This is a genomic window from Pseudomonas sp. MAFF 730105, assembly GCF_055380705.1.
Genome location: NZ_AP018438.1, coordinates 4,106,107 through 4,132,048 on the forward strand (window position 1 = coordinate 4,106,107; position 25,942 = coordinate 4,132,048).

Here is a 25,942-nt window from a genome sequence, read left to right on the forward strand (position 1 = left end):
CGAGGGGATTTATCCCCTCGCCACAATGATTCATACAAATCTCAAGTGAATAGCACCACGGAACAGGTGAAACCAACATGACAACACCCAGGAAAGCCATCGTGGCAGGCGCCGGTATCGGCGGACTGACCGCAGCCATCGCCCTTCAACGAGCGGGCTGGCAGGTCAAGGTCTTCGAAGCGGCCCAGACGCTGCGCACCGGCGGCACCGGTCTGTCCATCATGGCCAATGCCATGGCGGCGCTGCACTCGATCGACGCCCACGTTCCGGTGGAGCAGGCAGGCCAGGCGATCCGCCAGTTTTTCTTCAAGAAGCACAACGGCGAGCCCATCACCCGCATGCCGATTCACGAGGTCGGCGAGCAACTGGGCCATCCCAATGTGAATATCCAACGCCCGTTGCTGCTGCGCGCCCTGGCCCAGCAGCTCGCACCCGACAGCCTGACCACCGGGTTGCGTTGCGTGGGCTACAGCCATCGCCCGGATGGCGTGGCGGTGCAGTTCGAAGATGGCAGCACCCAGGAAGCCGACCTGCTGATCGGCGCCGATGGCCTGAATTCGGTCATCCGCCGGCAGATGCTCGGCGAGACACCTACACGCCCCTCGGGCTATATCGCCTGGCTCGCGGTAACGCCGTTGCGCCATCCGGTGATGACCGAGGGCTATGTGGCCCATTACTGGGGTCGCGGCAAGCGGTTCGGGCTGTGTGACGTAGGGGATGGCCATGCGTACTGGTGGGGCACCTGCAACCGTGCCAATGCGGCTGACGACGCCTTGAACGTCAATAAACAGGAAGTGCTCGCCGCCTATGCCGGCTGGGCACCGGAGGTCGTTGCCGCCATCGAGGCCACGCCCGAGAGTGACCTGCTGAAAATGCACGCCCGGGATCGTCATCCCGTGAAGCAATGTCGCGATGGGCACGTGGTGCTGCTGGGCGATGCCGCTCATCCGATGCTGCCCAGCCTGGGCCAGGGTGCGGCACAGGCCGTTGAGGATGCCGTGGTGCTTGCCGATTGCCTGGCGCAGGCGCCGGACCTTGGCAGCGCGCTGGCACATTACCAGGCGTACCGACTCCCCCGGGCCAACGGCATCGTCAATGCCGCACGTTTCATGAGCGGTATCGAACAGGCCGAATCGACATTCGCCTGCTGGGCCCGGGAATGGTACTTCCGCCTGACACCACAGAGCAGCTGGCGCAAAAAGAACCTCGACATCCTGTCGTTCAAACCCGGCCTACAACCGGTTGCAGCCTACGTCAATGACTGAAATCGACTCACGCATAGACAAAAATGAAAAAAAATTCAAAAATAGGAGGCGTCCTACAGATTTGGAACTTTAATTCTGGGCGTTTACCCCTAGAAAAAAAGCGCTATCGAGGCGTCGAAAACCAGACACAGGAAGCAGCCAACGGCCCACCCGCTTCTATAACCTTATGTTTTTAGGGGTTAATTTTAAAATCAGCCAATCAGGCTGGCTAACCGTACTGACCAGGCATTTTGCAAAGGGAGAGGTTTTTGCCAGGAATCGTCAGCTAAAACAGGACCGTCGGACTGTCCCTGTTTTCCCTTACAGACTTTTCCTACATGAGAATGCTTAATAGTCCCACCGGCTGAATCGTTTTTCATGTGAATGGATTCACAGGTGATTTTGATCCTCAGGTCTTAAATCCAGAAAAGGCTTCAGCATTTTAGGAAGCGATCGGATTTTTCTCCGTCGACGGTCACTGAGATGCAAAGCAGTTTCGATATGCAGGATAAGCATATGAATCGACATGCGGTTTTTGGAGGTGCGCAAAACACGCACATCTACGCGGAGCTAGGGAAGCTGATTTCAAGTGTCGGACACGAGAGTTTCTTGACCAACATGCACCAACTGATCGAAACATCGGTGCCTGTCAGTCGACTCGAACTGAGTGAGTGGACAATTGACGATGCCCAGGCAACGGTCCTCGATGTGCAGTTGCTCGGGGATGCAGGCCAGCCGAAAAGCCCGCAGATGCAATCCGTCTGCCCTACCACTGCAATACAGCGCAACGACCACCCCCTGGTGAAACGGGTGCTGGAAGTGGACGACGCCCTGCTGATCCACCTGGGCGCACGGATGAAGAACGAAAGAGACAACAACTGCCTGGGTACTTCCCATCAATGCAGCCTGATTTCGCGCAAGGGCAATCGTCGCTGCGTGATCTCGTTGCACCGGCCCCAGGCACAGCGCGACTTTTCCCTGCAGGAACTGTCCTTTTTGAAATACCTCTCCGAGACACTGTTGCCGCTGGGGGAGCGTCATGCCCACCTCAATCGGCAATCGTCTCTCAGGAGCCCGGGCAGCGCCACCTCTCATCCACTGAACATCGCTGACCAGACACAATTGCAACGGGATTTCGATGAACGATTGAGCCCTTGTGACGTGACCCTGTCGGTGCGGGAAAAAGAGGTCTGCCTGGGACTCCTGGCAGGCGGCACCGTCCCGGAGATAGCGGAAAAGCTGCAGGTCAAAAACAGCTCCATCGAAACCTACCTCAAACGCGCCGCCGCCAAACTTGGCGTCAGCGGACGGCATGGGCTGGCGAAATGGATGATCGGATCCTGATGCGCAGGCACCGGCGCGCACGGATCTAACCGAACCCCTGCCCGTGCCACCGGGGCCTGGCAGGCATCACGATGAGACAGGTCGATGCGTAAACTTCTGAGCCCTTTGACGGCCGCGACACTCCTGCTCGGCGGTTGTTCGCTGATCCCGGACTACCAGCGCCCCGATGCCCCCGTCGCCGCGCAATATCCCCAGACGTCCGCCTATGCCCCGGCCCTGTCGGGACCTGCCGCGGCCGATCAGGGCTGGCGGGACCTGTTCCATGATCCGGCGCTGCAGCAAGTCATCGAAAGCGCGTTGATCAACAACCGCGACTTGCGCGTGGCGGCCCTGAACGTCGAGGCCTACCAGGCGCAATACCGGATCCAGCGCGCGGACATCTTCCCGGCGATCAGTGCCAACGGCACCGGCTCGCGCCAGCGGCTGCCGGGCAGCCTGACGGGAACCGGCAAACCGGGGATCAGCAGCTCATATTCCACCACGCTGGGCATCAGCGCTTATGAGCTGGATCTGTTCGGACGCATACGCAGCCTCAGCGACCAGGCGTCCCTCATCTATCTGTCCAGCGAAGAAGCTCGCCGCAGCACCCAACTGAGCCTGGTGGGCAGTGTCGCCAGTGCCTACCTGACCTGGCGTGCCGACCAGGAATTACTGGCACTGACCCAGGACACGCTGCAGTCCTATGAACAAAGCCTGCGCCTGACAGAACGAAGCAATCAGGTGGGCACCGCCTCGGCCCTGGCCCTCAGCCAGTCTCGTACCTCGGTGGAAGATGCCAGGGCCCGCCTGGCCCAGTTCCAGCGCCAGGTTGCCCAGGACTTCAACAATCTCACCTTGCTGGTCGGCACTTCGGTCGCGGATGACCTGCCCGCCCGCCCCCTGGCTTCAGAGCTGCTGAGCGAGGTTCCGGCCGGCCTGCCTTCGGACCTGTTGCAACGCCGTCCGGATGTGCTTGAGGCCGAGTACCTGCTGCAAGCGGCCAACGCCAATATCGGCGCGGCCCGTGCTGCCTTCTTCCCGAGCATCAGCCTGACCGCCAACGCCGGCACCTCGAGCAATGAGTTGTCCGGGCTGTTCAAGAGCGGGTCGGGCAGCTGGCTGTTCCAGCCCCAGATCAACCTGCCGATTTTCAATGCCGGCAGCCTTCGGGCGAGCCTGAACTATTCGAAAATCCAGAAGGATATCCGCGTCTCCCAGTACGAGAAGTCGATCCAGACGGCTTTCCGGGAAGTCTCCGACGGCCTGGCGGCGCGCAAGACCTACAAGGAACAGTTGGTCGCGCAGACCGATCTGGTACAGGCCAACCAGGACTACTACAGGCTGGCGGAGCGTCGCTATCGTATTGGCGTCGACAGCAGTCTGACGTTCCTCGATGCACAACGCTCACTGTTCAGCGCCCGGCAGACCCTTATCGTCGATCGACTGTCGCAGCTGCTCGCCGAGGTCAACCTGTACAAGGCGCTGGGTGGGGGTTGGGTCGAACGCACAAACACCATGACTGTGAGGTGAACGAAGATGGGCACATTCGAACCTGGAACACTTGTCCGTTTACGCTCGGGAGGCAAGACCATGGTGGTCAAGCCTGCCTCATCGATCGCCCAGTTGCCCGACACCCTGCTGCTGCTTTGCGAGTACCGGGCCAAGAATCGGCTGGTGCAGGGTTTCTATGCCGTGCGCGACCTGATCCCGGCGTCTGCGACACCCGACGGTGAAAGAACCTGACCTGGCTCGGGCACCTTCAACACCCACGCAAGCTGACCTATCGCCATCGCGAGCAGGCTCGCCCCCACAGGGGATTGGCGCCGGACGCAAATGCCGAAAGCGCCCCGGATAATGTGGGAGCGAGCCTGCTCGCGATGACGGCGGCACAGCCAACATCGTAGAGCTTCATCACGGCCTTACACCGTTCGCGAATACTGGACCGTCGGGGCTGCTTCCAGGTAGGCGTCGAAGGCCATGGCAACGCTACGCATCATCAGTTGTCCCTGGGGCAGCAGTACCAGCGCGTCGGGGTGGATTTGCAGCAATCCGTCACGCACCTGTTCCTGGAGCCGGGACAACGCGCCGGCGAAGTATTCGCTGAAGCAAATGCCGTGGCCAGTCTCGATCCGGCTGACATCCACGCGCCCATGACACATCAATTCGCTGATGACTTCACGCCGCAAGCGGTCGTCATCGCTCAGGCGATAGCCGCGCTGCACCGGCAGCAGGCCCTGGTCCAGGCGGGCGTAATACTGGGACAGCTCCTTGACGTTCTGGTTATAGCTGTCGCCGACCTTGCCGATCGAGGACACGCCCAGGCCGATCAGGTCGCAGTCCGCGTGGGTGGAGTAGCCCTGGAAATTGCGCTGCAGGGTACCCTGCCCACGGGCACGCACCAGCTCATCGTCCGGCAGCGCAAAGTGGTCCATGCCGATGTAGACATAACCCGCCTCGCTCAGCCGATTGATGGTCAGTTCGAGCAGCTCCAGTTTGCGCTCTGGCGGGGGCATGTCTTCAGGGCGGATCATCCGCTGCGCCCTCACCCGCTGCGGCAGGTGCGCGTAGCTGTAGGCCGCAATCCGGTCGGGGCGCAGGGCAATGATCTTGTCCAGGGTAGTATCGAAACTGGCGAGGGTCTGCAACGGCAGACCATAGATCAGATCGACGCTGACCGACTTGAAGCGCGCCTCCCGGGCCGCCGCCACCAATGCCGCGACCTGGGCCTCGCTTTGTACCCGATTGACGGCGGCTTGCACCTGGGCATCGAAATCCTGGATGCCGAAACTCAGGCGGTTGAAGCCCAACTGACGCAGCCCCTTGACCTGCTCGGCAGCGATGGTCCGCGGATCGACCTCGATGGAAAACTCATGGGCGTCGCTGTCGTCCATGTCGAACGACTGGTGCAGGCAGGCCATCAGCTCGGCCAGTTGTTCGTGGGTCAGATAGGTCGGCGTGCCGCCCCCCAGATGCAGTTGGGTCAGCTTGCGCGTGCGATCGAACAAGCTCGCTTGCAGGGCGATTTCACGCTTGAGGTAGGTCAGGTATTCGGCGGCGCGATGGGTCTTGCGGGTGATGATCTTGTTGCACGCGCAGTAGTAACACAGGCTCTGGCAGAACGGGACGTGGATGTACACCGACAACGGCTTGGGCACCAAGGCCTGGTTGCTACGCCGGGCAGCCTCGCGGTATTCATCCATGGCAAATGCCTGGTGGAACTGCGGCGCCGTGGGATAGGAGGTGTAGCGCGGTCCCGGGCAATCGTACTTCTCGACCAGGGCACGATTGAACGTGGATGGGGCATTCATGATGGATTCAACCTTTCAAAAGGCTTGGTCGGTATCGGTTCGAAGGGCATGGCAAGTGCATCGTCAGGGCACGGGTCGAACAGACTGCAAATCGCGTCCACGCTCAATCGACCGGCCGGCAGGATGCCGATGAAGCGGCTCGACAACTCGATCAATCCATCGACATTCAAGGCTTCCAGCTGCGACCAGATCGACGCGAAATGGTCGCGAAAAACCAGTCCGAAACGGGCCTCGATGGCGGGGATGTCCAGTTCCAGGTCACAGGAAAGCTGTTCGGTTACCGCCGCCCTGACCTGAGCCCCAGCCTCACAACGCCAACCGCGACAGACCGGCAGTTGCCCGGCCCCCAGTTGCTGGCGGTACAGCAACAAATCCTCGGTGTTCTGCACGTACAGATCGTCGATCTGGGTGATGGCCGCCAGCCCGAACCCCACATGGTCACAGCAACCATGCCGGGTAAAACCCTGGCAGTCATGGTGCAAGCGCCCATGCTCCTGGGCGACCGCCAGGTCATCGTCGGCCCGGACAAACAGTCCTTTCCCAATGTAGTGATACCCCGCTCCGATCAGCTGTTCGCAGCTGATCCGGCGCATGGCCTCCTTGTCCGCCTGGCTGCAAAAACTGCCGGCCATGGTGGCGTCCGTCAAACGGTAGCGATAAGGCGCCCGAGCGTAATCGAACACGTGCAGCCGATCCGGCTCCAGTTCGATCAAAGTGGCCAGCTTCAATGCGAAGCTGTGGGGTGTCTGCCAGGCGTGACCATAACCGAGGTCAATACTGATGGAGCGAAAGCCGAAAGTCCGCGCCGCGTCGATCAATGAATGGATCGGTGCCGGATTCTGGTAGCAATCCACCGACAGGTCGCGGTCGGCGCCCATGTCGGGGACACCGATGCTGACGTGGGTGAAGCCCTGGTCGCGGATCAGGCCCATGGTCGACCAATCGGTGTGATGCAGGTCCAGCTCGATGCCCCGGTCGCCGCTCTCGGAAAAGTCGAAGCGCTTGCGCAATTCCCCCATCAGCCGCTGTAGATGAACGATCACCGGCGTGCCGCCGGTCAGCCAGAACTGATCGACCCGCCGGCCCGTCCCCAGGTGACAGCCGACCAGGCCCATCTCGTACATCAGCGATTGCAGATAGACATCGATCCCGGCGCACTGGCAAACGCTGGCAAGGGGTGAACACGACGCCAGCCTCAGGCGCGACGGCAGGTGCACCGACAACGATAGGGGTCGCCGTTTCTGGCGGCTGTGGCGCAACCCTCGGAGCAGATCGAGGGAGCCGACGCCTCCGTGGAATTTATGTAGCAGGTCGAACATGACAATCTCCGAGTGGCTGCGCGGGGATATTGTCCGGCCTCACCCCCCAAGCCACCTTGACCTGTATCAAGCGCCTTGAACCCATGCCACCCTGTTACCAACTGACGTAGAACATGCCCTTGGCCAACAGCACGATCGCCACCAGATGCAGGAACACCCGAGTGTGGATGACTTGGACGTAGCGTGCGTTCATGTGCCCGCGCCTGAACAGCCACATGGCCCAGAGAAAATGCCCCAGCACACTGCCCGCCAGCAGGATCTTCAACCCCAGCAACAGACCGAACGACGATTGCCACGGCGAGATCAACAACGGCCAGTAGCGCAACCAGACCATTCCAACCCCCGCACCGAACAGCACCAGCAGCACCCAGGGCATCAACTGGCGGGCACGCCGGCTGATGCCCTGTTCGAGCAGCACCATGACTTTGGCGGGCAATTGCTGGCGGATGCTCTCCAGGAACAGCACCTCGAAGAACACCGTGCCGATGAACACCAGGGCGGCGAAGAGGTGCAGGGTCAGGAACAGCGGATAGATCATGGGGGCCGTCCGGTTGCGCTCGATGGTTTACCCGAGACTAACGCGTGGGCCGGATCCCCGGGTTGATGCCAATCAAGCAACCGCTCATCAAGCCACCACTCCCCTGTGGGAGCGAGCCTGCTCGCGATTGGCGGCTGCACATTCAGTATCGATACCAGCTGATCCATCGCTATCGCGAGCAGGCTCGCTCCCACAGAGGGCGCGGCGTCAATGAAACGTAACTTTCCCGCACAAGGTTCCCGACCGCTGATCAGGTAGTTCAGCTTTTTGACACTTCCCCGACATTCGGTCACAACTTTCACGCTCCGTCAGGTCATAACCCTGTGGTCGCCGATGGAATATTGGCATCTACCGTGGTTCCAGCCCGATACGGAGATAAGCTCATGATTTTCAACGTACAAAATTTTGGCGCCAAAGGAGACGGTATTACCGATGACACCGCGGCCATCCAGGCAGCGATAGACGCGGCGGCAGCGGCAGGTGGGGGGCAGGTGTATGTGCCGGCGGGGACCTATATCGTTTCGGCCGGCGAAGAACCTTCCGATGGTTGCCTGATGCTCAAGAGCAACGTCCACCTGTATGGCGACGGCATGGGCGAGACCACCGTCAAGGTGGCCGACGGTTCCGACACCAAGATCACCGGCGTCATCCGCTCCGCCTACGGCGAAGAGACCCACGATTTCGGCATCAGCCAGCTCACCATCGACGGCAACCGCGACCACACCACCGGCAAGATCGACGGCTGGTTCAACGGGTACATTCCCGGCGAAGAAGGCTACGATTCCAACGTCACCATCGACAGCGTGGAGATCAAGGACTGCTCGGGGTACGGCTTCGACCCCCACGAACAGACCGTCAACATGGTCATCAAGAACAGCGTGTCCCACGGCAACGGCCTGGACGGCTTCGTGGCCGACTTCCTCAGCGACAGCACCTTCGAAAACAACGTTGCCTACGACAATGACCGGCACGGTTTCAACGTCGTCACCAGCACCCACGACTTTACCCTCACCAACAACGTCGCCTATGACAACGGCGGCAACGGCATCGTGGTGCAGCGCGGCAGCGAGAACATCCCCTCCCCCAGCAACATCACCATCACCGGTGGCGAGGTGTACGGCAACGGCGCCGAAGGGGTGCTGATCAAACTGTCCAGCGAAGTGACAGTCACCGGCGTCGATATCCACGACAACGCCAGCGCCGGGGTACGTATCTACGGCAGCAACCACGTCGAGATCATCGACAACACCCTCAACAGCAATTCCCTGGGCGGCGCCGTTCCCGAGATCATCATCCAGTCCTACGACGACACCCTGGGTGTCTCCGGCAAGTACTTCAACGGCAGCGATAACACGATCCAGGGCAACCTCATCAGTGGCAGCGACCTGTCGACCTATGGCGTGGCCGAGCGTAACGAAGACGGCACCGATCGCAATGCGATCATCGCCAACACCATCAGCCACACCAGCAAGGGCGCGACGCTGGTCTATGGCGATGGTAGCTACGTCAGTGCCACGGAACCGATGACCACCGTACAAGGCACCGCCGGCAACGACACGCTGCTGGGCACCAGCGCCAGCGAGATTTTCTACGGTGGCGCCGGTAACGACACCATCAACGGCGCAGCCGGCGGCGACATCCTGGTGGGCGGCGCGGGCATCGATAAACTCACCGGCGGCACAGGCGCCGATACGTTCCGCTTCTCCAGTCAGTCCGACAGCTACCGCAACGCAACCACCAGCTTCGATGACACCATCACCGACTTCGATGTCACCCAAGACAAGATCGACCTCGCCGGCCTGGGCTTTACCGGCCTGGGCAACGGTCGTGGCGGCACTCTGCAGATCAGCTACAGCGCCAGCAATGACCGCACCTACATCAAGGATTTCGACGCCGATGCCAGCGGCAATCGCTTCGAGCTGATTCTCTCCGGCAACCTCGCCAGCACTCTGACGGCCAACAACTTCATCTTCAACCGGGTGGTCACCGGCACCAGTGGCAACGACACGCTGACGGGCAGCGACTCGGCCGATACCCTGCTTGGCCTGGCGGGCAACGACAGCCTCAGTGGCGGCGCCGGCGACGACAAGCTCGACGGTGGGGCCGGCATGGACACCCTCACCGGCGGTGCCGGGGCGGACACCTTCGTGTTTTCCAGCCGCCTGGACAGCTACCGCAACTACAACACCGGCGGCGCCAACCTGGGCGACCTGATCACCGACTTCAACGTCGCTTCCGACAAAATCGACCTGTCGGCCCTGGGCTTCACCGGCCTGGGGGATGGCAAGAACGACACCGTGTACCTGGTGCTCAACAGCGCCGGCACCAAGACCTACATCAAGTCCCTGACCGCCGACGCCAATGGCAACCGCTTCGAAGTGGCCCTGGACGGCAATTACCTGAACACGCTGACCAGCGCCAACTTCGTCTTCGCGACGACGTCACCGACCAACCATGCGCCGGTGGTGGCGACGCCGTTGCTGGACCAGAATGCGACGGAGAACACACCGTTCAGCTACGTGGTGCCTGCCACCAGTTTCAGTGACCCGGACAACGACAGCCTCAGCTATACCGCCAAACTGGCCGACGGCAGCGCCCTGCCCAGTTGGCTGGTGTTCGATGCCGCCACGCGCACCTTCAGCGGTACGCCAAGCGACACCGCCTCGGGCACCTATTCCATCCAAGTCACCGCAACCGATGGCAGCAACGCCACTGTCAGCGACAGTTTTACCCTCGCCGTGCAGGACGTGCCCACCTCCGTCGTCATCAATGGCACGCCGAACAACGACACGCTGACCGGTACCGCGGCCAACGAGCAACTGTTCGGTGGCGCCGGGAACGACACTCTCAATGGCGGCGCCGGGAACGACATCCTGGTCGGCGGTACCGGGGTAGACAAACTCACCGGCGGCGCGGGTGCCGACGTGTTCCGCTATACCTCGAAGCTCGACAGCTACCGCACCAGTTCCACCAGCGCCAGTGACCAGATCCTCGACTTCGATGTGGCCGCCGACAAGATCGACGTCTCGGCGCTCGGCTACACCGGCCTGGGCAATGGCTTGAATGGCACCCTGCAACTGACCTACAGCGCCTCGACCAACCGTACCTACCTCAAGGACCTGACCGTCGACGCCAACGGCAACCGCTTCGAAGTGTCGCTGGCGGGCAATCTGGTCAGCAGCCTGACGGCCAGTCACTTCGTATTCGCCGACCAGAACAGCCCCGGCAACGTGGCGCCGGTCGTGGCCATTCCGCTCCTCGACCAGAATGCCAGCGAAAGCACGCCGTTCCGCTACACCGTGGCCCACGACAGCTTCACCGACGCCAACCAGGACGTCTTGACCTACACCGCGACCCTCGCCGATGGCAGGGCCCTGCCTACGTGGCTGAGCTTCAATGCCACCAGCCTGACCTTCAGCGGCACGCCGACCAGCACCGCTGCCGGTAGCTATGACGTGCTGGTCAAGGCCACCGATCCTTCAGGTGCCTCGGTCAGCGACAACTTCGCGCTGGTGGTCGCCGACGCACCGGCCAACACCATCACCGGGACCAACAGTGCCGAAACCCTCAACGGTACGACCGGCGCGGACCTGATCCTGGGCCTGGGCGGCGACGACACGATCAAGGCCGGCACCGGCGCGGACATCGTCGACGGCGGCGCCGGACGCGACTCCCTGTACGGTGGCGACGGCGCCGATACCTTTCGCTACACCAACGTGCTCGACAGCTACCGCGACTACGACACCGGCGGCGTGACGGCCACCGACACGGTCTATGACTTCACCGTGGGCGTGGACAAGATCGACGTGTCCAGCCTGGGCTTCATCGGCCTCGGGGACGGCACCAACGGCACCCTGTACATGACCCTGAACTCGGCCGGCGACAAGACCTACATCAAGTCCGCCGAAGCCGACGCCAATGGCAACCGCTTCGAGATCGCCCTCAGCGGCAACTACCTCAACACCCTGACCGCCAGTGATTTCGTGTTCGGCGAGCGCGCCCAGCAAGACATCCTCTACCTGCCGACCCTCGGTCAATCCAATGCGCGCCTGCTGCGCATGACCGAGGACGACGATCAATCCGGCACCTCCATGCTGGTCAACGACCTGGACCGCTACACCACCTACGACGTGCGCAGCCAGTTCACCGACGCCGACGGCAATGGCATCGATATCGCGGTGGGCGGCAGCACCGTCAACGGCTTGTCGACACTGAGCCCCGAAGAGCTGAAGTTGTGCTGGTGGCTGACCGACACCAACCAGCCCGGGCCCGCGCTGTTGCGCGCCGTGACGTTGCTGAAGGATCAGCTCACCGAACTCAAGTCCATCGATAACGTCACCATGGGCATTATCTGGGGCCAGGGCGAGGAAGCCGCCCAGGAGATCGCTCGCGCCACCGACAAGCAGGCTGCAGCCGCTGCCTACAAAGCCGCGACGCTGAAGGTGTTCGACTACCTGCATGCCCAGTTCGGCAATTTCAGCGTGTACCTGATGGAAACCGGCCACTACGAACAGGACGCAGCGCGGGCCCGTGGCTATTCCGAGGACAAGATTGCTTCGATTGTCGAAGGTGTCGGCTATGTCCGCGCCGCCCAGGAAGCCATGGCGGCCGAGCGCGCCGACGTCAAGCTGGCGGTGGACTACACCGACCTGCCGTTGCGCTATGAAGTCGATCCGCTGGTGTACCCCGACGACGTCTGGCATCTGCACGAGGAGTCGGCGGAAATCGTCGGCCAACGACTGGCCGACTACATCGCCGATGACCTGGGCTTTCATGGCAATCCCAACGACAACAACAGCGTGCAGGACATCTTCGACCACGCCAACCAGGGCGGGATGATCACGGGTACCGACCAGGCGGACACCCTGGTGGGCAGCTCGGGCAACGATACCTTGGACGGTGACCTGGGAGCCGACACCATGACCGGTGGCGATGGCAACGACATCTACGTGGTCGATAACGCGTTCGACAGCGTGGTGGAAACCAACACCTCGGCCTCGCAGATCGATACGGTAAAGGCCTCGGTCAGTTGGACCCTGGGGGCCAATCTCGAGAACCTGGTGCTCACCGGCGTCTCGGACATCGATGGCACCGGCAATGAACGACGCAATTTCATCACCGGCAATATCGCCGACAACGTGCTCGACGGTGCCGCCGGCAACGACAGCATGAGCGGCGGCGATGGCGATGACACGTACTATGTCGACAACACCGGCGACACGGTGATCGAGACCAACAGCAATCCGCTGACCGGAGGCATCGACAGCGTGCACAGCCGCCTGGCGAGCTACACCCTCACCAGCAACGTCGAGAACCTGTACATCGACACCCCCGACGCGGCCAACGGCACGGGCAACACACTGGACAATACGCTGTTCGCCGGGGCCGGAAACAATGTGCTGGATGGGCGTGAAGGCAACGACACGGTGTCTTTCGCGCAGTCGCTGGCCGGGGTCACCGTGACCCTCTCGACATCCGCGCAACAGAACACCGTAGGCTCGGGCCTCGATACGTTGAAGAATGTCGAGAACCTGACCGGCAGTGCCTACGCCGACACCCTGACCGGCAACAGCGCCGGGAACATCCTGGATGGCGGTGCAGGCAACGATACGCTGGTGGGAGGCTCGGGGGATGATCGACTGATCGGGGGGCCGGCACCGACAACCTGACTGGTGGCACCGGCGCGGACACTTACGTGTTCAACGCACTGGCGGACATGGGGACCGGCGCGGCGCGTGATGTGATCAACGGCTTCAAGAGCACCGAACTGGACCACTTGGACCTCACCGGCCTGGACGCCAACCCACTGACCGCCAACATCGATGCCTTCACTTTCATTGGCAACAACGCCTTCGACGCCACCAACGCCACCGGTCAGCTGCGCTTTGCCGACGGCATTCTCTACGGCAGCGTCAACGCCGACGCTACCGCCGAGTTCGAGTTCGAACTGGTCGGCGTCAAGGAGCTGCACGCCAGCGACTTCACGGCGTGAACTTTATGTGAGGGCTGGGCATGTCCGAATGCCAGTCAGTTAAGCCATACACTTGTGGGAGCATAGCTTGCTCGCGATTGCAGTAAGTCAGTCAGCAACAATGTCGACTGGTCTGTCGCTGTCGCGAGCAAGCTTTGCTCCCACAGGTTTCCGCGCCGCCATCGCGAGCAAGCCCGCTCCCACAGGGTTCCGTGGCGTGTGCAAATCCTGCACTCACCCAGAAACCACTGTGGGAGCGAGCCTGCTCGCGATGGCGGCCGTCCATCCAACCTCAATGGAGCGGTCACCCCGCGATCGTCAGAGCGCCTCGCGCCCCGGTACTCCGTCCACCAACCGCAGGATCCCCAATGGATTGGCATTTTTCAGGGGTTCCGGCAGCAGGTTGTCGGGGTAGTTCTGGAAGCACACCGGCCGCAGGAAGCGGTCGATGGCCAGGGTGCCCACCGACGTGCCACGGGCATCGGAGGTGGCCGGGTAAGGGCCGCCGTGGACCATCGAATCACACACCTCGACACCCGTCGGGTAACCGTTGAGCAGGATCCGGCCGACTTTCTGCTCCAGCAACGGCGTCAGTTCGCTGAACCGCTCGAAATCACCCGGCTCGCCGATCATGGTCGCGGTCAGTTGGCCGTGCAGGCCGTTCAGCGCGGCGCTGAGTTGCGCCTGGTCGGCCACTTCGACGAACACGGTGGTCGGGCCGAACACCTCTTCCTGCAACGCCTCGTCCCCTTCGATCAACAGGCTGGCGTCGGCCTTGAACAATTGCGGCCGGGCCTGGTTGCCTTCCTGTGCGCGCCCGGCCAGGTGCTCGATGCCCGGGTGGGCCAGCAACTTCTGCAAGCCCTTGCCATAACTCTGCAAGGTGCCGGCATTGAGCATGGTTTGTGGCGCCTGGTCACCGATCAGCGCGGCGACCTGTTGGGTGAATGCAGTGAACTGCGGCGAGCGGATGCCAATCACCAGGCCCGGGTTGGTGCAGAACTGGCCACAGCCCATCACCACCGAGGCGGTCAGGTCGCGAGCAACGCTGTCGGCGCGGGTCGCCAGCGCTTCAGGCAGGACGATCACCGGGTTGATGCTCGACATTTCGGCGAACACCGGGATCGGCTGTGGACGCGCGGCGGCCATGTCGCACAGGGCACGTCCACCCCGCAGGGAACCGGTGAACCCCACGGCCTGGATCGCCGGGTGTTTGACCAGCCATTCACCGACGCCACCGCCGTAGATCATGTTGAAGACGCCGGCCGGCATCGCGGTTTTTTCGGCGGCGCGGATGATCGCATCGGCCACCCATTCGGCTGTCGCCATGTGGCCGCTGTGGGCCTTGAACACCACTGGGCAGCCAGCCGCCAGGGCCGACGCGGTGTCGCCACCGGCCGTGGAAAAAGCCAAAGGGAAATTGCTGGCGCCGAACACCGCCACCGGGCCCAGGCCGATGCGGTACTGACGCAGGTCCGGGCGCGGCAGCGGTTTGCGCTCCGGCAAGGCCCGGTCGATACGCGCACCGTAGAAATCACCACGGCGCAGGACCTTGGCGAACAAGCGCATCTGCCCGCTGGTACGGCCCCGCTCACCCTGGATCCGTGCGGCAGGCAATGCGGTTTCACGGCAGACCACGGCGACGAACTCATCGCCCAAGGCGTCCAATTCATCGGCAATGGCCTCAAGGAACTCGGCCCGGCGCACCGCGCTCAGGCTGCGGTAGGCCGGGTAAGCCGCGGCGGCGGCCCTGGCGGCGGCGTCGACCTCTTCCGCCGTGGCCTGGATGAAATCACCCGGCAAGGCTTCGCCAGTGCTGGCGTCGAGGCTCTGCAAACGCGTCTGGCCGGCCGCGCTGCGCGCCCCACCGATGTAGTTGTGACCAAGGATCTGGTTCATCGCAAGTCTCCTCTTAAAGTGTGCCGATAGTACCCGGGTTGAACACCGCGTCCACCGGGGCTATGCCGTTGACCAGCGGCGCGCCGAATTCGGCCTGGCTGATTTCGAACACGTCACCCGGCTGGGTACGGATGCCATCGGCGAACGACAGGGTCGCGGTGCCGAAGAAGTGAACATGCACATCCCCCGGACGCAGGAACTGACTGTACTTGAAATGGTGGAATTCCAGGTTTTCGAGGCTGTGGCACATGTTGGCCTCGCCGCTGAGGAATTCGTTCTGCCACAGCACTTCGCCGTTGCGCAGGATACGACTGGTCCCGGATAGATGTTGAGGCAATTCACCGACACGAAGTTCCGGCCCGAAACTGCAGCTGCGCAGTTTCGAATGGGCCAGGTACAGGTAATTCTTGCGCTCCATCACGTGATCGGAAAACTCGTTGCCCACCGCAAAGCCCAAGCGATAAGGCTTGCCGTCGAGACCGATGACGTAGAGGCCGCTGATCTCCGGCTCTTCGCCGGCGTCTTCGGCGAACGGCGGCAACGGGAACGGATGCCCCGGACGGACGACGATGCTGCCGTCGCCCTTGTAGAACCACTCCGGTTGCACGCCAGCCTGGCCGGCCTCGGGTTTGCCACCTTCGACGCCCCACTTGAAGATGCGCATGGTGTCGGTCATAGCGGCTTCGTCGCCGGCCTGCTGGTGCATCTTGTCCCGGGCCGAGGCACTGCCCAGGTGGGTCAGGCCGGTGCCGCTGACCAGCAGGTGCGCCGGGTCCGGATGATCCAGCGGCGGCAGGATGCGCAGCTCACCGAGCAACCGCGCGTAATCATGCTCGGCACCGAATCCCAGGCCGTTGACCTGCTCTTGCAGCTTCACACCCGCCCCGATGGCCGCCAGCGCCAGCTCACGCACGGTCGTCGCGCATTGCACTTCCCGCACCCGGTCGCCGTCCACCACACCGACGCGGCGCTCACCGTTATCCAATTCGAACTGAACTAAACGCATGGTTTTCTCCTGTAAACAAAACTCAAATACAGCACCAGCCCCCCTGTGGGAGCGAGCCTGCTCGCGATGACGGCGGCACATTCAACAGGGTGCAAGCTGACCCGACGCTATCGCGAGCAGGCTCGCTCCCACAGTGGATCGGGGCGCCCCCCTGAATCAGGTACGCGTCGCTCCCCGCGCACTGGCCGCGAACTGGTCCGCCGGCAGTACATGCTTGCGCTCCAGCAAGCGATACACCACGCCGGTCAACACCAGGCCGAACACCATCACACCGGACAGGAAGTACAGCCCCGAGGCCAGGTTGCCGGTGTATTCCTTCAGCGCACCGATCACGAACGGCCCGATATAGCCACCCAGGTTGCCCACCGAGTTGATCAACGCGATGCCCGCCGCCGCACTGGCGCCGGCAAAGAATCGTCCCGGCAAGGTCCAGAACACCGCCGTGCAGGAAAACAGTGCAAATGCCACCAGGCACAGCGCCGCCAGCTGCAACACCGGCACCGACAGCCAGGCGCTGAAGAACAACCCCATGGCGCCCAAGACATAGAGCACCGCCAGATGACCATAGCGATCATTCAAGCGGTCGGAGCTGCGAGGAATGATCAGCAAACCGATGATGCCGAAAATATAGGGCACCGAAGACACGAAACCGGTCACCAGGTCGCTGCCGCCGAACTGCTTGATCAGCGTCGGCAACCACAGGCCCAGGCCATAGATACTCAGGGTCACCGGCAGGTAGAACAGCGCCAACAGCAAGACCCGTTTGTCCTTCAGGGCATGCAGCGGATTACCGTGACGGGTCTGGCCGTACTCCTGCAGGTCCTTTTTCAGTTCACCGGTCAGCCAGTCTTTCTCGGCCTGGTCCATCCACTTCACCTGTTGCGGGCCATCCGGCAGGTAGCGCAGCACCGGCCAGGTCAGCAACACCGCCGGCAGGCCGATGACAATGAACAACCACTGCCAGCCGTGCAGGCCCAGGACACCGTCCATGCCCAGCAAGCCGCCGGACACGGGACCGGTGATCATCATGGCGATGGGTTGGGAAAGAATGAACAGGCCCAGGATCTTGCCGCGGTGGCGAACCGGAAACCATTGGGTGATGTAATACAGCACACCGGGGAAGAAACCGGCTTCGGCGGCGCCGAGCAAGAAGCGCATCACATAGAAGCTGTGGGGCCCCTGCACAAACGCCATACCGATGGTGATGGCGCCCCAGGTGATCATGATCCGGGCGAACCAGCGCCGGGCACCGAAGCGTTCGAGCATGAGATTGCTGGGAATCTCCAGCAGGAAATAACCGATGAAAAACAGCCCGGCGCCCAGGCCGTAGGCGGCATCGCCAATACCCAGGTCGGCGCCCATGTGCAGCTTGGCAAAGCCCACGGCAGAGCGGTCTACATAGGCGATCAGGTACAGCAGGATCAGGAAGGGAATCAGTTTCAGCGTGATGCGACGGATAAGCCGCAATTCCTGGCTCATGGGACCGGTCTCCGATTGTTGTTGTTATGGAACCTCGGGGGATTTCTCTCGCGAATGCACGCCAGGACAATCCCTCCATTGAGCAGGACTATATAGTAATACTATTTACCCAACAACACTTCCAAACCGCGTAAATTGCGCTTATGTTACGCTTCATCCAGAACAATATAGTCATACAATAAGAGAATCGATCATGTCTGATAAAAAACCCTCCCTGCGCTCGGCCCAATGGTTTGGCACCGCCGACAAAAACGGCTTCATGTACCGCAGCTGGATGAAAAATCAGGGCATCGCCGACCATCAGTTCCATGGCAAGCCGATCATCGGCATCTGCAACACCTGGTCGGAACTGACCCCGTGCAACGCGCATTTCCGGCAGATCGCCGAGCACGTCAAACGCGGCGTGATCGAAGCCGGGGGTTTCCCGGTGGAATTCCCGGTGTTCTCCAACGGCGAATCGAACCTGCGCCCTACCGCCATGCTGACCCGCAACCTGGCGAGCATGGACGTGGAAGAGGCGATTCGCGGCAACCCGATTGACGGCGTGGTGTTGCTCACCGGCTGCGACAAGACCACCCCCGCCCTCCTGATGGGCGCCGCCAGTTGCGACGTACCGGCCATCGTCGTCACCGGTGGCCCCATGCTCAACGGCAAGCACAAGGGCCAGGACATCGGTTCGGGCACGGTGGTCTGGCAATTGAGCGAACAGGTGAAGGCCGGCACCATCACCCTCGACGATTTCCTCGCCGCCGAGGGCGGCATGTCCCGCTCGGCCGGCACCTGCAACACCATGGGGACCGCCTCGACCATGGCGTGCATGGCCGAAGCCCTCGGCACGTCGCTACCCCATAACGCCGCGATTCCAGCCGTGGATGCACGCCGCTATGTGCTGGCCCACATGTCCGGCATGCGCGCCGTGGAAATGGTCCGCGAGGACCTGAAGCTGTCGAAGATCCTGACCAAGGAAGCCTTTGAAAATGCCATCCGCGTCAACGCGGCCATCGGCGGCTCCACCAACGCGGTGATCCACCTCAAGGCCATCGCCGGGCGCATCGGCGTGCAGCTGGACCTGGACGACTGGACCCGCATCGGTCGCGGCATGCCGACCATCGTCGACCTGCAACCCTCGGGACGCTTCCTGATGGAAGAGTTCTACTACGCCGGTGGTTTGCCCGCCGTGCTGCGTCGTCTCGGTGAAGCCAACCTGATCCCCCACCCGAACGCCCTGACCGTCAATGGCAAGAGCCTCGGCGAGAACACCAAGGACGCCCCGATCTACGGTAAGGACGAAGTCATCCGCACCCTGGACAACCCGATCCGCGCCGACGGCGGTATCTGCGTGCTGCGCGGCAACCTGGCGCCATTGGGGGCGGTGCTCAAGCCCTCCGCCGCCACCGCCGAGCTGATGCAGCATCGCGGTCGCGCGGTGGTGTTCGAGAACTTCGACGAGTACAAGGCGCGAATCAATGACCCGGAACTGGAGGTAGATGCCAGCTCGATCCTGGTGATGAAGAACTGCGGGCCCAAGGGTTATCCGGGCATGGCCGAAGTCGGCAACATGGGCTTGCCGGCCAAGCTGCTGGCTCAGGGCGTGACCGACATGGTGCGGATTTCCGACGCTCGCATGAGCGGCACCGCCTATGGCACCGTGGTGTTGCACGTGGCACCGGAGGCCGCGGCCGGCGGTCCTCTTGCAGCGGTGAAAGAAGGTGACTTCATCGAGCTGGATTGCGCCAGCGGCCGCCTGCACCTGGACATTTCCGACGCCGAACTCGCCGCCCGCCTGGCCGACCTGGCCCCGCCACAACAACTGCTGGTGGGTGGCTACCGTCAGCTGTACATCGACCATGTGCTGCAAGCGGACCAGGGCTGCGACTTCGACTTCCTGGTGGGCTGCCGCGGCGCCGAGGTGCCGCGACACTCCCACTGACCCATCAGCCCCTGTGGGAGCGAGCCTGCTCGCGATGGCGGCGTGTCAGCCAACATGGATGCTGGCTGACAGAGCGCTATCGCGAGCAGGCTCGCTCCCACAAGGGATCTGTGTCCACCTCAAAAAATCGCACTAGCGACCCGTCCTCGCTGCGCCTGCTATCATGCGCAGCATCTCCTCCACAGGATCGCGCCGTACCCCATGGATTACCGCAAACCCTCCGACCGAAAAAGCATGCACGCGCGCATCGTCCAGGAACTGGGCATGCAGATCGTGTCCGGACGCTTCAAGCCCGACGACAAGCTGCCCGCCGAAGCCTTGCTGTGCGAAGAGTACGCCGTGAGCCGTCCGGTGCTGCGTGAAGCCACGCGGGTGCTGGTCGCCAAGGGCCTGGTGTATTCGCGGCCGCGAGTGGGCACGGTGGTCAAGGCCCGGCGGGAATGGCACATGCTCGATCCGGATGTGTTGCACTGGCTGATGCAGAGCAGCCCGCAGAATGAGTTCTTCGGTTTGCTGACCAGCGTGCGCAGCATCATCGAACCGGCCGCTGCTGCCCTGGCCGCACAGTTCGCCACCGACGCCGACATCGCCGCCATCCGTGAAGCCTATGAGCGCATGGACGCGGCACCGACGCCCGAAGCGCTGCTGCAACCGGACCTGGATTTCCATAGCCGGATCGCCGACGCCACCCACAATGACCTGCTCGCCAACCTGTGCAACATGCTGTCGGTGGCCATTGCCGAAGCACTCAAGCATTCCAACCAGCGACCCAACCTGCATGAGCTGGCGATGCCACGGCACAAGGCGATCCTCACCGCCATCGAAAACCGCGACGCCCTCGGTGCCCGCCATGCGACGTTGGTGCAACTGGACGACGCCCGCAGCGCGCTGAACGTGGTACTGGGCAACGAAACCAACTGATCCGCCATCGTTGCCGAACAGCCCCGGCACACTTCTTCCCAGGCACGGTGGTATCTATGTACCACCCGCACCGGACTGAGCAGTCGATACTTTTCACGCCGTCATCCCGACGGCCATGTTTTGTGAAAAGGACTTCTCATGACCACCCTCTCCACCGCTGACGCGATCCCCGCGCTGGCCCAAAACGTCAGCCTGCACTTCGCCAGTCGCCCGACCTTCGAACAGGTCGCCCGAGGCATGCTCGAACAAGCGATCAAGCAAAGAGACCCCTGGCTGAAGATCGACCTCTCCAAGACCCAATTGGCGATGCCAGACCCGGTCACGCGCGGTTGGCACTTCCAGCCCTTGATGTCCGCGGTCCTCGATTACCTGGCCACCGGCACGCCCCCGGACTTCGCCCCACAGGGCGCGCTTGACTGTTTTCTCTCCGACAGTCCGCCACGCCGCCTTTGGTCAGGCGCTCGGGGACTGGACATGCAGCTCATCAAGAAATCCATACTTGAACTGGCCTGGACCCTGCCGATCGGGTTGGAGGATGCGCTGGTCCGTTACTGGAACGAGGGCATCGACAGCGGTGACCAGACCGCGACAAGTGGCCGAACCAGCCGCTGGTGCTGGCTCAGCGACGTACTCAGGAACACACTGAGCATCCGTGGGCTGCAACAACCCGGGCTCACGGATACGGCACGGGAAGCCCTGGACCAGATCGTCCGTTGGCCAGACCGGGCGCTGCGTTTTTGTCGCAACCGACAGGCACCGGTGTACGCCTACACCCTGGAAACCTGGCTCACCCAGGACAGCACTCGCACCGTGCTGGTCGGCGGCGATATCCTCCTGGTCCGCATCAAGAACGGCACCACCGAATTCCTGCTGTGCAGCCCCGGCAGCGCCGTCAAGTCTTTTGCTTCCCTGGAGGCCTTCAATCAGCATTGGGGCGAATGGATTGCCCGCCAGTACACCGTCGACACCATCACTTGCCAACGCTACGAAATCGGCGGCAACGTCTTCGAGCGCCAGGCGGCGATGTTGCTGGAGCAGCAATTGGCCGACCTCAAGGCTGTGCAACTACCTGCCCGAATCGACCTGCAAGACCTGAAGCGCCTCTACGCCGACTTGAGCGACCCGGCGCGCTCGCTGCTGGAGGCTCCCCGGCCATCGCCTGACACTTCGGCACGCCTTGGGTCGCTGTTGCCCGAATGGCTGAAAAACGCCTCCATCGTCGACCAGACGACCTTCCAGCACTACAGCCTGGTCCTGGCCAGCGCAAAAAAACGCCATCAGGGCCAGACCTTTCTCGGTGGCATCGACGACATCAAGGCCTTCACCGTCGACGCCTTGCTCGGCCGCCTGCGGCAGACCAACGACAACAGTTCGGACAAGCGGCCATCGAGCCGCTACCAGCCCGACGATGTGGTGCTGACGTTCAGCGTTTCGGCGGGCTATCCCGGGACCATCGGCGTCACCGAGAAGCGACCGATGAGTCTGACCGAGCTGGCCATCCACAATCTGGTCGCCCGCCCCAGCGGCACCTTCACCCTCAGCCATCGCCAGGGCCAGACGCTGCCGGCCTGGCTGACGCCGGGCTTCATAACCGGGTTGATCGAACAGGTCGACATTGGCGCGACCTATCCTCGCTATCTGCAACAACATTTACTCGGCGATTCGCCCCAGGCGCAGAACCGGCAACGGATCTTCGCCGAACAGATCCCGGCGCAACTGATGCTTGAGGCGCTGAAGCAGCAGCTGAACCGCGAAAATGGCGTGACCCTCCGAGGCTTGCGCCTGCTGGAAGCCGTCCTGCAACCCGACGCAGCGAGCCAGCAGGTCGAGGGTCGCCCGGTGGTGATTCGCCACCTGGGTTTGCTGCGCAAGCCCCAGGCCCGGCCCGATATCGTGACCAACATGTTCATCATCGAAGCGCAGGACATCGCCACCGGCCCGCACCTGTTGTATCGGCCGCTCTACGCACCCTCGCTGCAAGAATTTCCCACACGCGAAGCGCTGTTGCAGGCCATCGCCGCCACCGGGAGTCTGCAGGACAGCATCCTGACCTGGTTGCCTGACGCCGCACGCCCGATCTACGCCAACGGCGGATTCCTGGAACCCCATATTGTGCGGTTCTTCACCGGCGACGAATTCAGTCTCCCCGACAAACCCGCTCCAGCCGCCCTCGCCGTCGACGATACCCGCGGCGAGCTGTTGCAATCGCTGCAGGAGGGCGAGCTGATGCAGTACCTCTACGGCTGCAACGCCCAGGCACTGGTCACCCAGGCCGACCGGGATTCGGTGTCCAACAGCGAGAGCCGCTGGGCGGTGTTGCTCGAAGGTGGCGGCCTGTTGTTCAACACCTTGCTGTTTCCTTTGCTACGCGGCCCGGCCATGACCACCGTCTGGCTCTGGAACCTGATGGCCAGCGCCCAACAAGACATTCCGGCGCTGACCAGTGAAGACCCGGTGGCCCGGGAGCTGGCTGCCGTCGATCTGCTCGTCAACCTGGCCCTGCTGGTGAGCCAGTTGCCCGCCGGTCATGGGCCTGCGACTCGTGCGGTCGTACCCGAATCGATAAAGGAACAAGCCATGCGCCCTGTCGCGCCCCGCGCCATCGCCGAGCAATGGCCGGCACCAGAGGCGCCCACCCTCGTGGAGGGAACCGTCACCTTGCCTGACGCCAACACCGACATCGGCAGGCGCCTGGACTTCAGTTTCGCCAGGGCCAGTGGACGCCTGACGCCGGCACTCGAGGCCAGGCTACAGCGTTTGCAGGTTTCGCCCCCCTCTTCCCCCCTCGCACCGATTGAGAACGGCCCCTACAAGGGCCTGTACGTGATCGACAATAAATGGCATGCGAAGGTTGAAGGTGCCCTGTATCGGATCACGCCTGAAGCGGGTGGCAGCGCAACCATCGTTGACCCGCTCGATCCACTGGCCCCCGACAAGAACGGTCCGCCGCTGCGAGTCGATACAAACGGACTCTGGCACCTGGATCTGCGCCTGCGCCTGCTCGGTGGCTCACCGCCCAAGCGGGTGGAAGCACAGCGTCGCATCAACCTGCAGCGAGCCCAGCAGTTGACTGATGAACTCGACCAGGTGGTGGCACAAGAAGTCGATCGACAAAAAGCCCTGGACGTGGCCCAGCAAGTCATGACCCGGACCGAAGAAGGCAGCAACTACACCGAAACCCAGCGGGCGGCGAAACGCAAGCTGTTCTATGACCTGCTCCAGGAGCAGACCGATATCTACCTGAAGCTGGCGGACAGCGCATCCGAACGCGCCATCCTGGGCATCGGCTTTCCGTCCGGCTACATGCACAGCCTGATGGAAAACGTGATCAACAATGCCCGCAAGGCGTTCCTGATCACCGAAAAGGAGCGCGTGGCCATCCAGCGAGTACATCCCCAGTTTGGAGAGCATGCCGACATCAGGGAAATCGTCGACCGCGACTACGAAGCCTACATGAAGTACCTCGATGCCAAGAGTGACATCAACGACCGAGCGATCTACTGGTTGGAACTCAAGGACAATTACCTTGAGCAACTATCGAACCTTGATGCGTCGGGCGCACGGGCATTTGAACGACTGACCAGCAACCGGCCCCTGGATGAGAAGAACGCCATCGGTAGCAAAACCATGCAGCTCTCCACGCTCCCCGTACTGTCGGTGAAAAACCGGCAATCCGCCCTGCCCAACCGCCTGCTTCGCGTTCTCATGCCATTGATGGAGCACATGCGCTCCCATTGGGACCTGCAAACATACGAAGTCTCCCCGGCGGAAAAACTCGAAGTGCTGGAAAGCCTGACCGAGCATTACGGCAAGACCCTGGATACGTTGAAGGGGACAAAGGCCCTTTACCTGGACGACATCAACGAGTCCTATTTCGACAGGCTGGTCAAACTGGTCGAGGGCCTTTACCAGGAGGTCTCCAGCAAACTCGCCGCCGAAATCAAACCCGAGCCAAAACCGCGCAAGCGTACGCCGAAACGCCCCAGGACCGGCGCCGGGCTGCCACAGAAAAAGTTGATCAGAACCCGCCACAATGGCGTCTTGATCGGCGACCTGAAACCCGCCGGCACGAGCCTGCCCATCGAAGTCGTCGAAATGCGCTCCGAAGCCAACAACCAAGTACTCGCCACCTATTCGCGCCACGAGGATGTCTGGGATGTGGTCGATGTACGCCGCCCGACCCCGGCGCCCCAGACGCGATCGATCAAGGCGATCCGGGCCCACGGGCGAGCACTGCTCGACGAGCTGGACAAGCGCATGAGCCGCGCTGAAAGCTACAAGACCCACTGCCGCCATCCTCAGGAAATCGAGGAAATCCTGAACAATGAAGCGAGTCACTTCCGCACACTTTCCGAAGAACTCGATCGTGCCCTCACCGCATCGCCAACCTCACGCACCCCGGCAAACGAGGCCCTGGGCCAGCTGTTGTCAGACGCCGCCGCCAACCTGACCGCTAAGGGCAGTGACCTGCGTATCGAACTGAGCCTGAAACTGCCACCCACCGACGGCAACCTGCGGTTCCTGTTCGAGAAAAACCTGATCCAGGTGGCCCGGCTCGGCGACCGCACGGCCCTGCAAGGCGCCCGCAAGGACTTCCTTCAGGAATACGCCATCAACGACCGTGACGGCTTCGCGATCTGGTATGCACACTTTCATTACGAAGCGGCCGACACGCCGAAAGAAAACTTCAGCGTCGCGCACCTGAAGACCAAGGAACAACGCAAGGAGCACTACCACTCACTGCTGGCCAAGGCCACCAGCCCTTATGCGGTGGTGAACGTGCACCGGGGACAGATCAGCAAGTCGCTGGCGCAGAGCAGGTTCCTGCCGTTGGCGCCTTGATTGCTGGAGGGATAGCGTCCGCCTTTGTGGCGAGGGGATTTAGCGAAACGTCGCACCGCCCCGCTCTGTAGGAGCAAAGCTTGTTCGCGATAGCGACAGACCAATCAACATTGTTGCTGACTGGCTTATCGCAATCGCGAGCAAGCTTTGCTCCCACAGGTA

Annotated in this window: 15 protein-coding genes; 9 read left to right on the top strand and 6 right to left on the bottom strand. The window is 62.2% G+C overall.

Annotation, left to right across the window (positions count from 1 at the left end):
• Window positions 1-77 precede the first annotated feature (77 nt).
• From PCOSP_RS17450 to PCOSP_RS17465, 4 genes are all read left to right on the top strand, one after another.
• Window positions 78-1,265, top strand: coding sequence for an FAD-dependent monooxygenase (locus PCOSP_RS17450; protein WP_464709159.1), 1,188 nt, complete (start codon window positions 78-80; stop codon window positions 1,263-1,265).
• Between the two features lie 495 nt (window positions 1,266-1,760).
• Window positions 1,761-2,588 (top strand): helix-turn-helix transcriptional regulator, encoded by an 828-nt coding sequence (locus PCOSP_RS17455; RefSeq protein WP_139648462.1) that lies wholly within the window; start codon window positions 1,761-1,763, stop codon window positions 2,586-2,588.
• Between the two features lie 84 nt (window positions 2,589-2,672).
• On the top strand, window positions 2,673-4,097 hold the full coding sequence (gene adeC / locus PCOSP_RS17460; RefSeq protein WP_139648460.1) for an AdeC/AdeK/OprM family multidrug efflux complex outer membrane factor: 1,425 nt from the start codon (window positions 2,673-2,675) through the stop codon (window positions 4,095-4,097).
• A gap of 60 nt (window positions 4,098-4,157) precedes the next feature.
• Window positions 4,158-4,310 carry a hypothetical protein gene (locus tag PCOSP_RS17465; RefSeq protein ID WP_434007070.1) on the top strand — a complete coding sequence of 51 codons (153 nt, stop codon included), beginning with the start codon at window positions 4,158-4,160 and terminating at the stop codon, window positions 4,308-4,310.
• 176 nt (window positions 4,311-4,486) lie between these two features.
• Here the strand turns inward: PCOSP_RS17465 and hemN are convergent, their stop codons facing one another.
• The 3 genes from hemN to PCOSP_RS17480 form a co-directional block, all read right to left on the bottom strand.
• Window positions 4,487-5,875, bottom strand: a complete 1,389-nt coding sequence (gene hemN, locus PCOSP_RS17470) for an oxygen-independent coproporphyrinogen III oxidase (RefSeq protein ID WP_464709161.1) — start codon at window positions 5,873-5,875, stop codon at window positions 4,487-4,489.
• Window positions 5,872-7,194, bottom strand: coding sequence for an oxygen-independent coproporphyrinogen III oxidase (locus PCOSP_RS17475; protein ID WP_249776329.1), 1,323 nt, complete (start codon window positions 7,192-7,194; stop codon window positions 5,872-5,874). The genes hemN and PCOSP_RS17475 overlap by 4 nt, the downstream gene beginning before the upstream one ends.
• Before the next feature lie 94 nt (window positions 7,195-7,288).
• A complete protein-coding gene (locus tag PCOSP_RS17480) occupies window positions 7,289-7,732 on the bottom strand; it encodes a CopD family copper resistance protein (protein ID WP_139648454.1) in 444 nt (147 codons plus the stop codon).
• A gap of 383 nt (window positions 7,733-8,115) precedes the next feature.
• On the opposite strand from PCOSP_RS17480, the gene PCOSP_RS17485 reads away from it, so the two are divergent.
• Together PCOSP_RS17485 and PCOSP_RS17490 are read left to right on the top strand one after the other, a co-directional pair.
• On the top strand, window positions 8,116-13,401 hold the full coding sequence (locus PCOSP_RS17485; protein ID WP_464709162.1) for a putative Ig domain-containing protein: 5,286 nt from the start codon (window positions 8,116-8,118) through the stop codon (window positions 13,399-13,401).
• Window positions 13,402-13,427: 26 nt separating this feature from the next.
• A complete protein-coding gene (locus tag PCOSP_RS17490; protein WP_464709163.1) occupies window positions 13,428-13,724 on the top strand; it encodes a hypothetical protein in 297 nt (98 codons plus the stop codon).
• A 297-nt stretch (window positions 13,725-14,021) separates the two neighbouring features.
• Here the strand turns inward: PCOSP_RS17490 and PCOSP_RS17495 are convergent, their stop codons facing one another.
• The 3 genes from PCOSP_RS17495 to PCOSP_RS17505 all read right to left on the bottom strand — a co-directional run bounded on the left by PCOSP_RS17495 (window position 14,022) and on the right by PCOSP_RS17505 (window position 18,087).
• The gene (locus PCOSP_RS17495) at window positions 14,022-15,602 is read right to left on the bottom strand and encodes an aldehyde dehydrogenase (NADP(+)) (protein ID WP_464709164.1); all 1,581 of its coding nucleotides are present in this window, start codon (window positions 15,600-15,602) and stop codon (window positions 14,022-14,024) included.
• A 13-nt stretch (window positions 15,603-15,615) separates the two neighbouring features.
• Window positions 15,616-16,608 carry an AraD1 family protein gene (gene araD1 / locus PCOSP_RS17500; RefSeq protein ID WP_139648448.1) on the bottom strand — a complete coding sequence of 331 codons (993 nt, stop codon included), beginning with the start codon at window positions 16,606-16,608 and terminating at the stop codon, window positions 15,616-15,618.
• Between the two features lie 156 nt (window positions 16,609-16,764).
• Window positions 16,765-18,087 carry an MFS transporter gene (locus PCOSP_RS17505; RefSeq protein WP_139648446.1) on the bottom strand — a complete coding sequence of 441 codons (1,323 nt, stop codon included), beginning with the start codon at window positions 18,085-18,087 and terminating at the stop codon, window positions 16,765-16,767.
• A gap of 193 nt (window positions 18,088-18,280) precedes the next feature.
• On the opposite strand from PCOSP_RS17505, the gene PCOSP_RS17510 reads away from it, so the two are divergent.
• From PCOSP_RS17510 to PCOSP_RS17520, 3 genes are all read left to right on the top strand, one after another.
• On the top strand, window positions 18,281-20,017 hold the full coding sequence (locus tag PCOSP_RS17510) for an IlvD/Edd family dehydratase (RefSeq protein WP_175364113.1): 1,737 nt from the start codon (window positions 18,281-18,283) through the stop codon (window positions 20,015-20,017).
• A gap of 201 nt (window positions 20,018-20,218) precedes the next feature.
• A complete protein-coding gene (locus PCOSP_RS17515; protein WP_024776976.1) occupies window positions 20,219-20,938 on the top strand; it encodes a FadR/GntR family transcriptional regulator in 720 nt (239 codons plus the stop codon).
• A 138-nt stretch (window positions 20,939-21,076) separates the two neighbouring features.
• Window positions 21,077-25,780, top strand: a complete 4,704-nt coding sequence (locus tag PCOSP_RS17520; RefSeq protein WP_464709166.1) for a dermonecrotic toxin domain-containing protein — start codon at window positions 21,077-21,079, stop codon at window positions 25,778-25,780.
• Window positions 25,781-25,942: the final 162 nt, after the last annotated feature.

What these genes read in the sequence shown, in the direction of transcription:
- hemN (WP_464709161.1), bottom strand. Translation starts at nt 5,875, where the DNA reads ATGAATGCCCCATCCACGTTCAATCGTGCCCTGGTCGAGAAGTACGAT.
- PCOSP_RS17480 (WP_139648454.1), bottom strand. Translation starts at nt 7,732, where the DNA reads ATGATCTATCCGCTGTTCCTGACCCTGCACCTCTTCGCCGCCCTGGTG.
- PCOSP_RS17505 (WP_139648446.1), bottom strand. Translation starts at nt 18,087, where the DNA reads ATGAGCCAGGAATTGCGGCTTATCCGTCGCATCACGCTGAAACTGATT.
- PCOSP_RS17475 (WP_249776329.1), bottom strand. Translation starts at nt 7,194, where the DNA reads ATGTTCGACCTGCTACATAAATTCCACGGAGGCGTCGGCTCCCTCGAT.
- PCOSP_RS17450 (WP_464709159.1), top strand. Translation starts at nt 78, where the DNA reads ATGACAACACCCAGGAAAGCCATCGTGGCAGGCGCCGGTATCGGCGGA.
- PCOSP_RS17520 (WP_464709166.1), top strand. Translation starts at nt 21,077, where the DNA reads ATGACCACCCTCTCCACCGCTGACGCGATCCCCGCGCTGGCCCAAAAC.
- PCOSP_RS17515 (WP_024776976.1), top strand. Translation starts at nt 20,219, where the DNA reads ATGGATTACCGCAAACCCTCCGACCGAAAAAGCATGCACGCGCGCATC.
- PCOSP_RS17510 (WP_175364113.1), top strand. Translation starts at nt 18,281, where the DNA reads ATGTCTGATAAAAAACCCTCCCTGCGCTCGGCCCAATGGTTTGGCACC.
- araD1 (WP_139648448.1), bottom strand. Translation starts at nt 16,608, where the DNA reads ATGCGTTTAGTTCAGTTCGAATTGGATAACGGTGAGCGCCGCGTCGGT.
- PCOSP_RS17465 (WP_434007070.1), top strand. Translation starts at nt 4,158, where the DNA reads ATGGTGGTCAAGCCTGCCTCATCGATCGCCCAGTTGCCCGACACCCTG.
- PCOSP_RS17495 (WP_464709164.1), bottom strand. Translation starts at nt 15,602, where the DNA reads ATGAACCAGATCCTTGGTCACAACTACATCGGTGGGGCGCGCAGCGCG.
- PCOSP_RS17485 (WP_464709162.1), top strand. Translation starts at nt 8,116, where the DNA reads ATGATTTTCAACGTACAAAATTTTGGCGCCAAAGGAGACGGTATTACC.
- adeC (WP_139648460.1), top strand. Translation starts at nt 2,673, where the DNA reads ATGCGTAAACTTCTGAGCCCTTTGACGGCCGCGACACTCCTGCTCGGC.
- PCOSP_RS17455 (WP_139648462.1), top strand. Translation starts at nt 1,761, where the DNA reads ATGAATCGACATGCGGTTTTTGGAGGTGCGCAAAACACGCACATCTAC.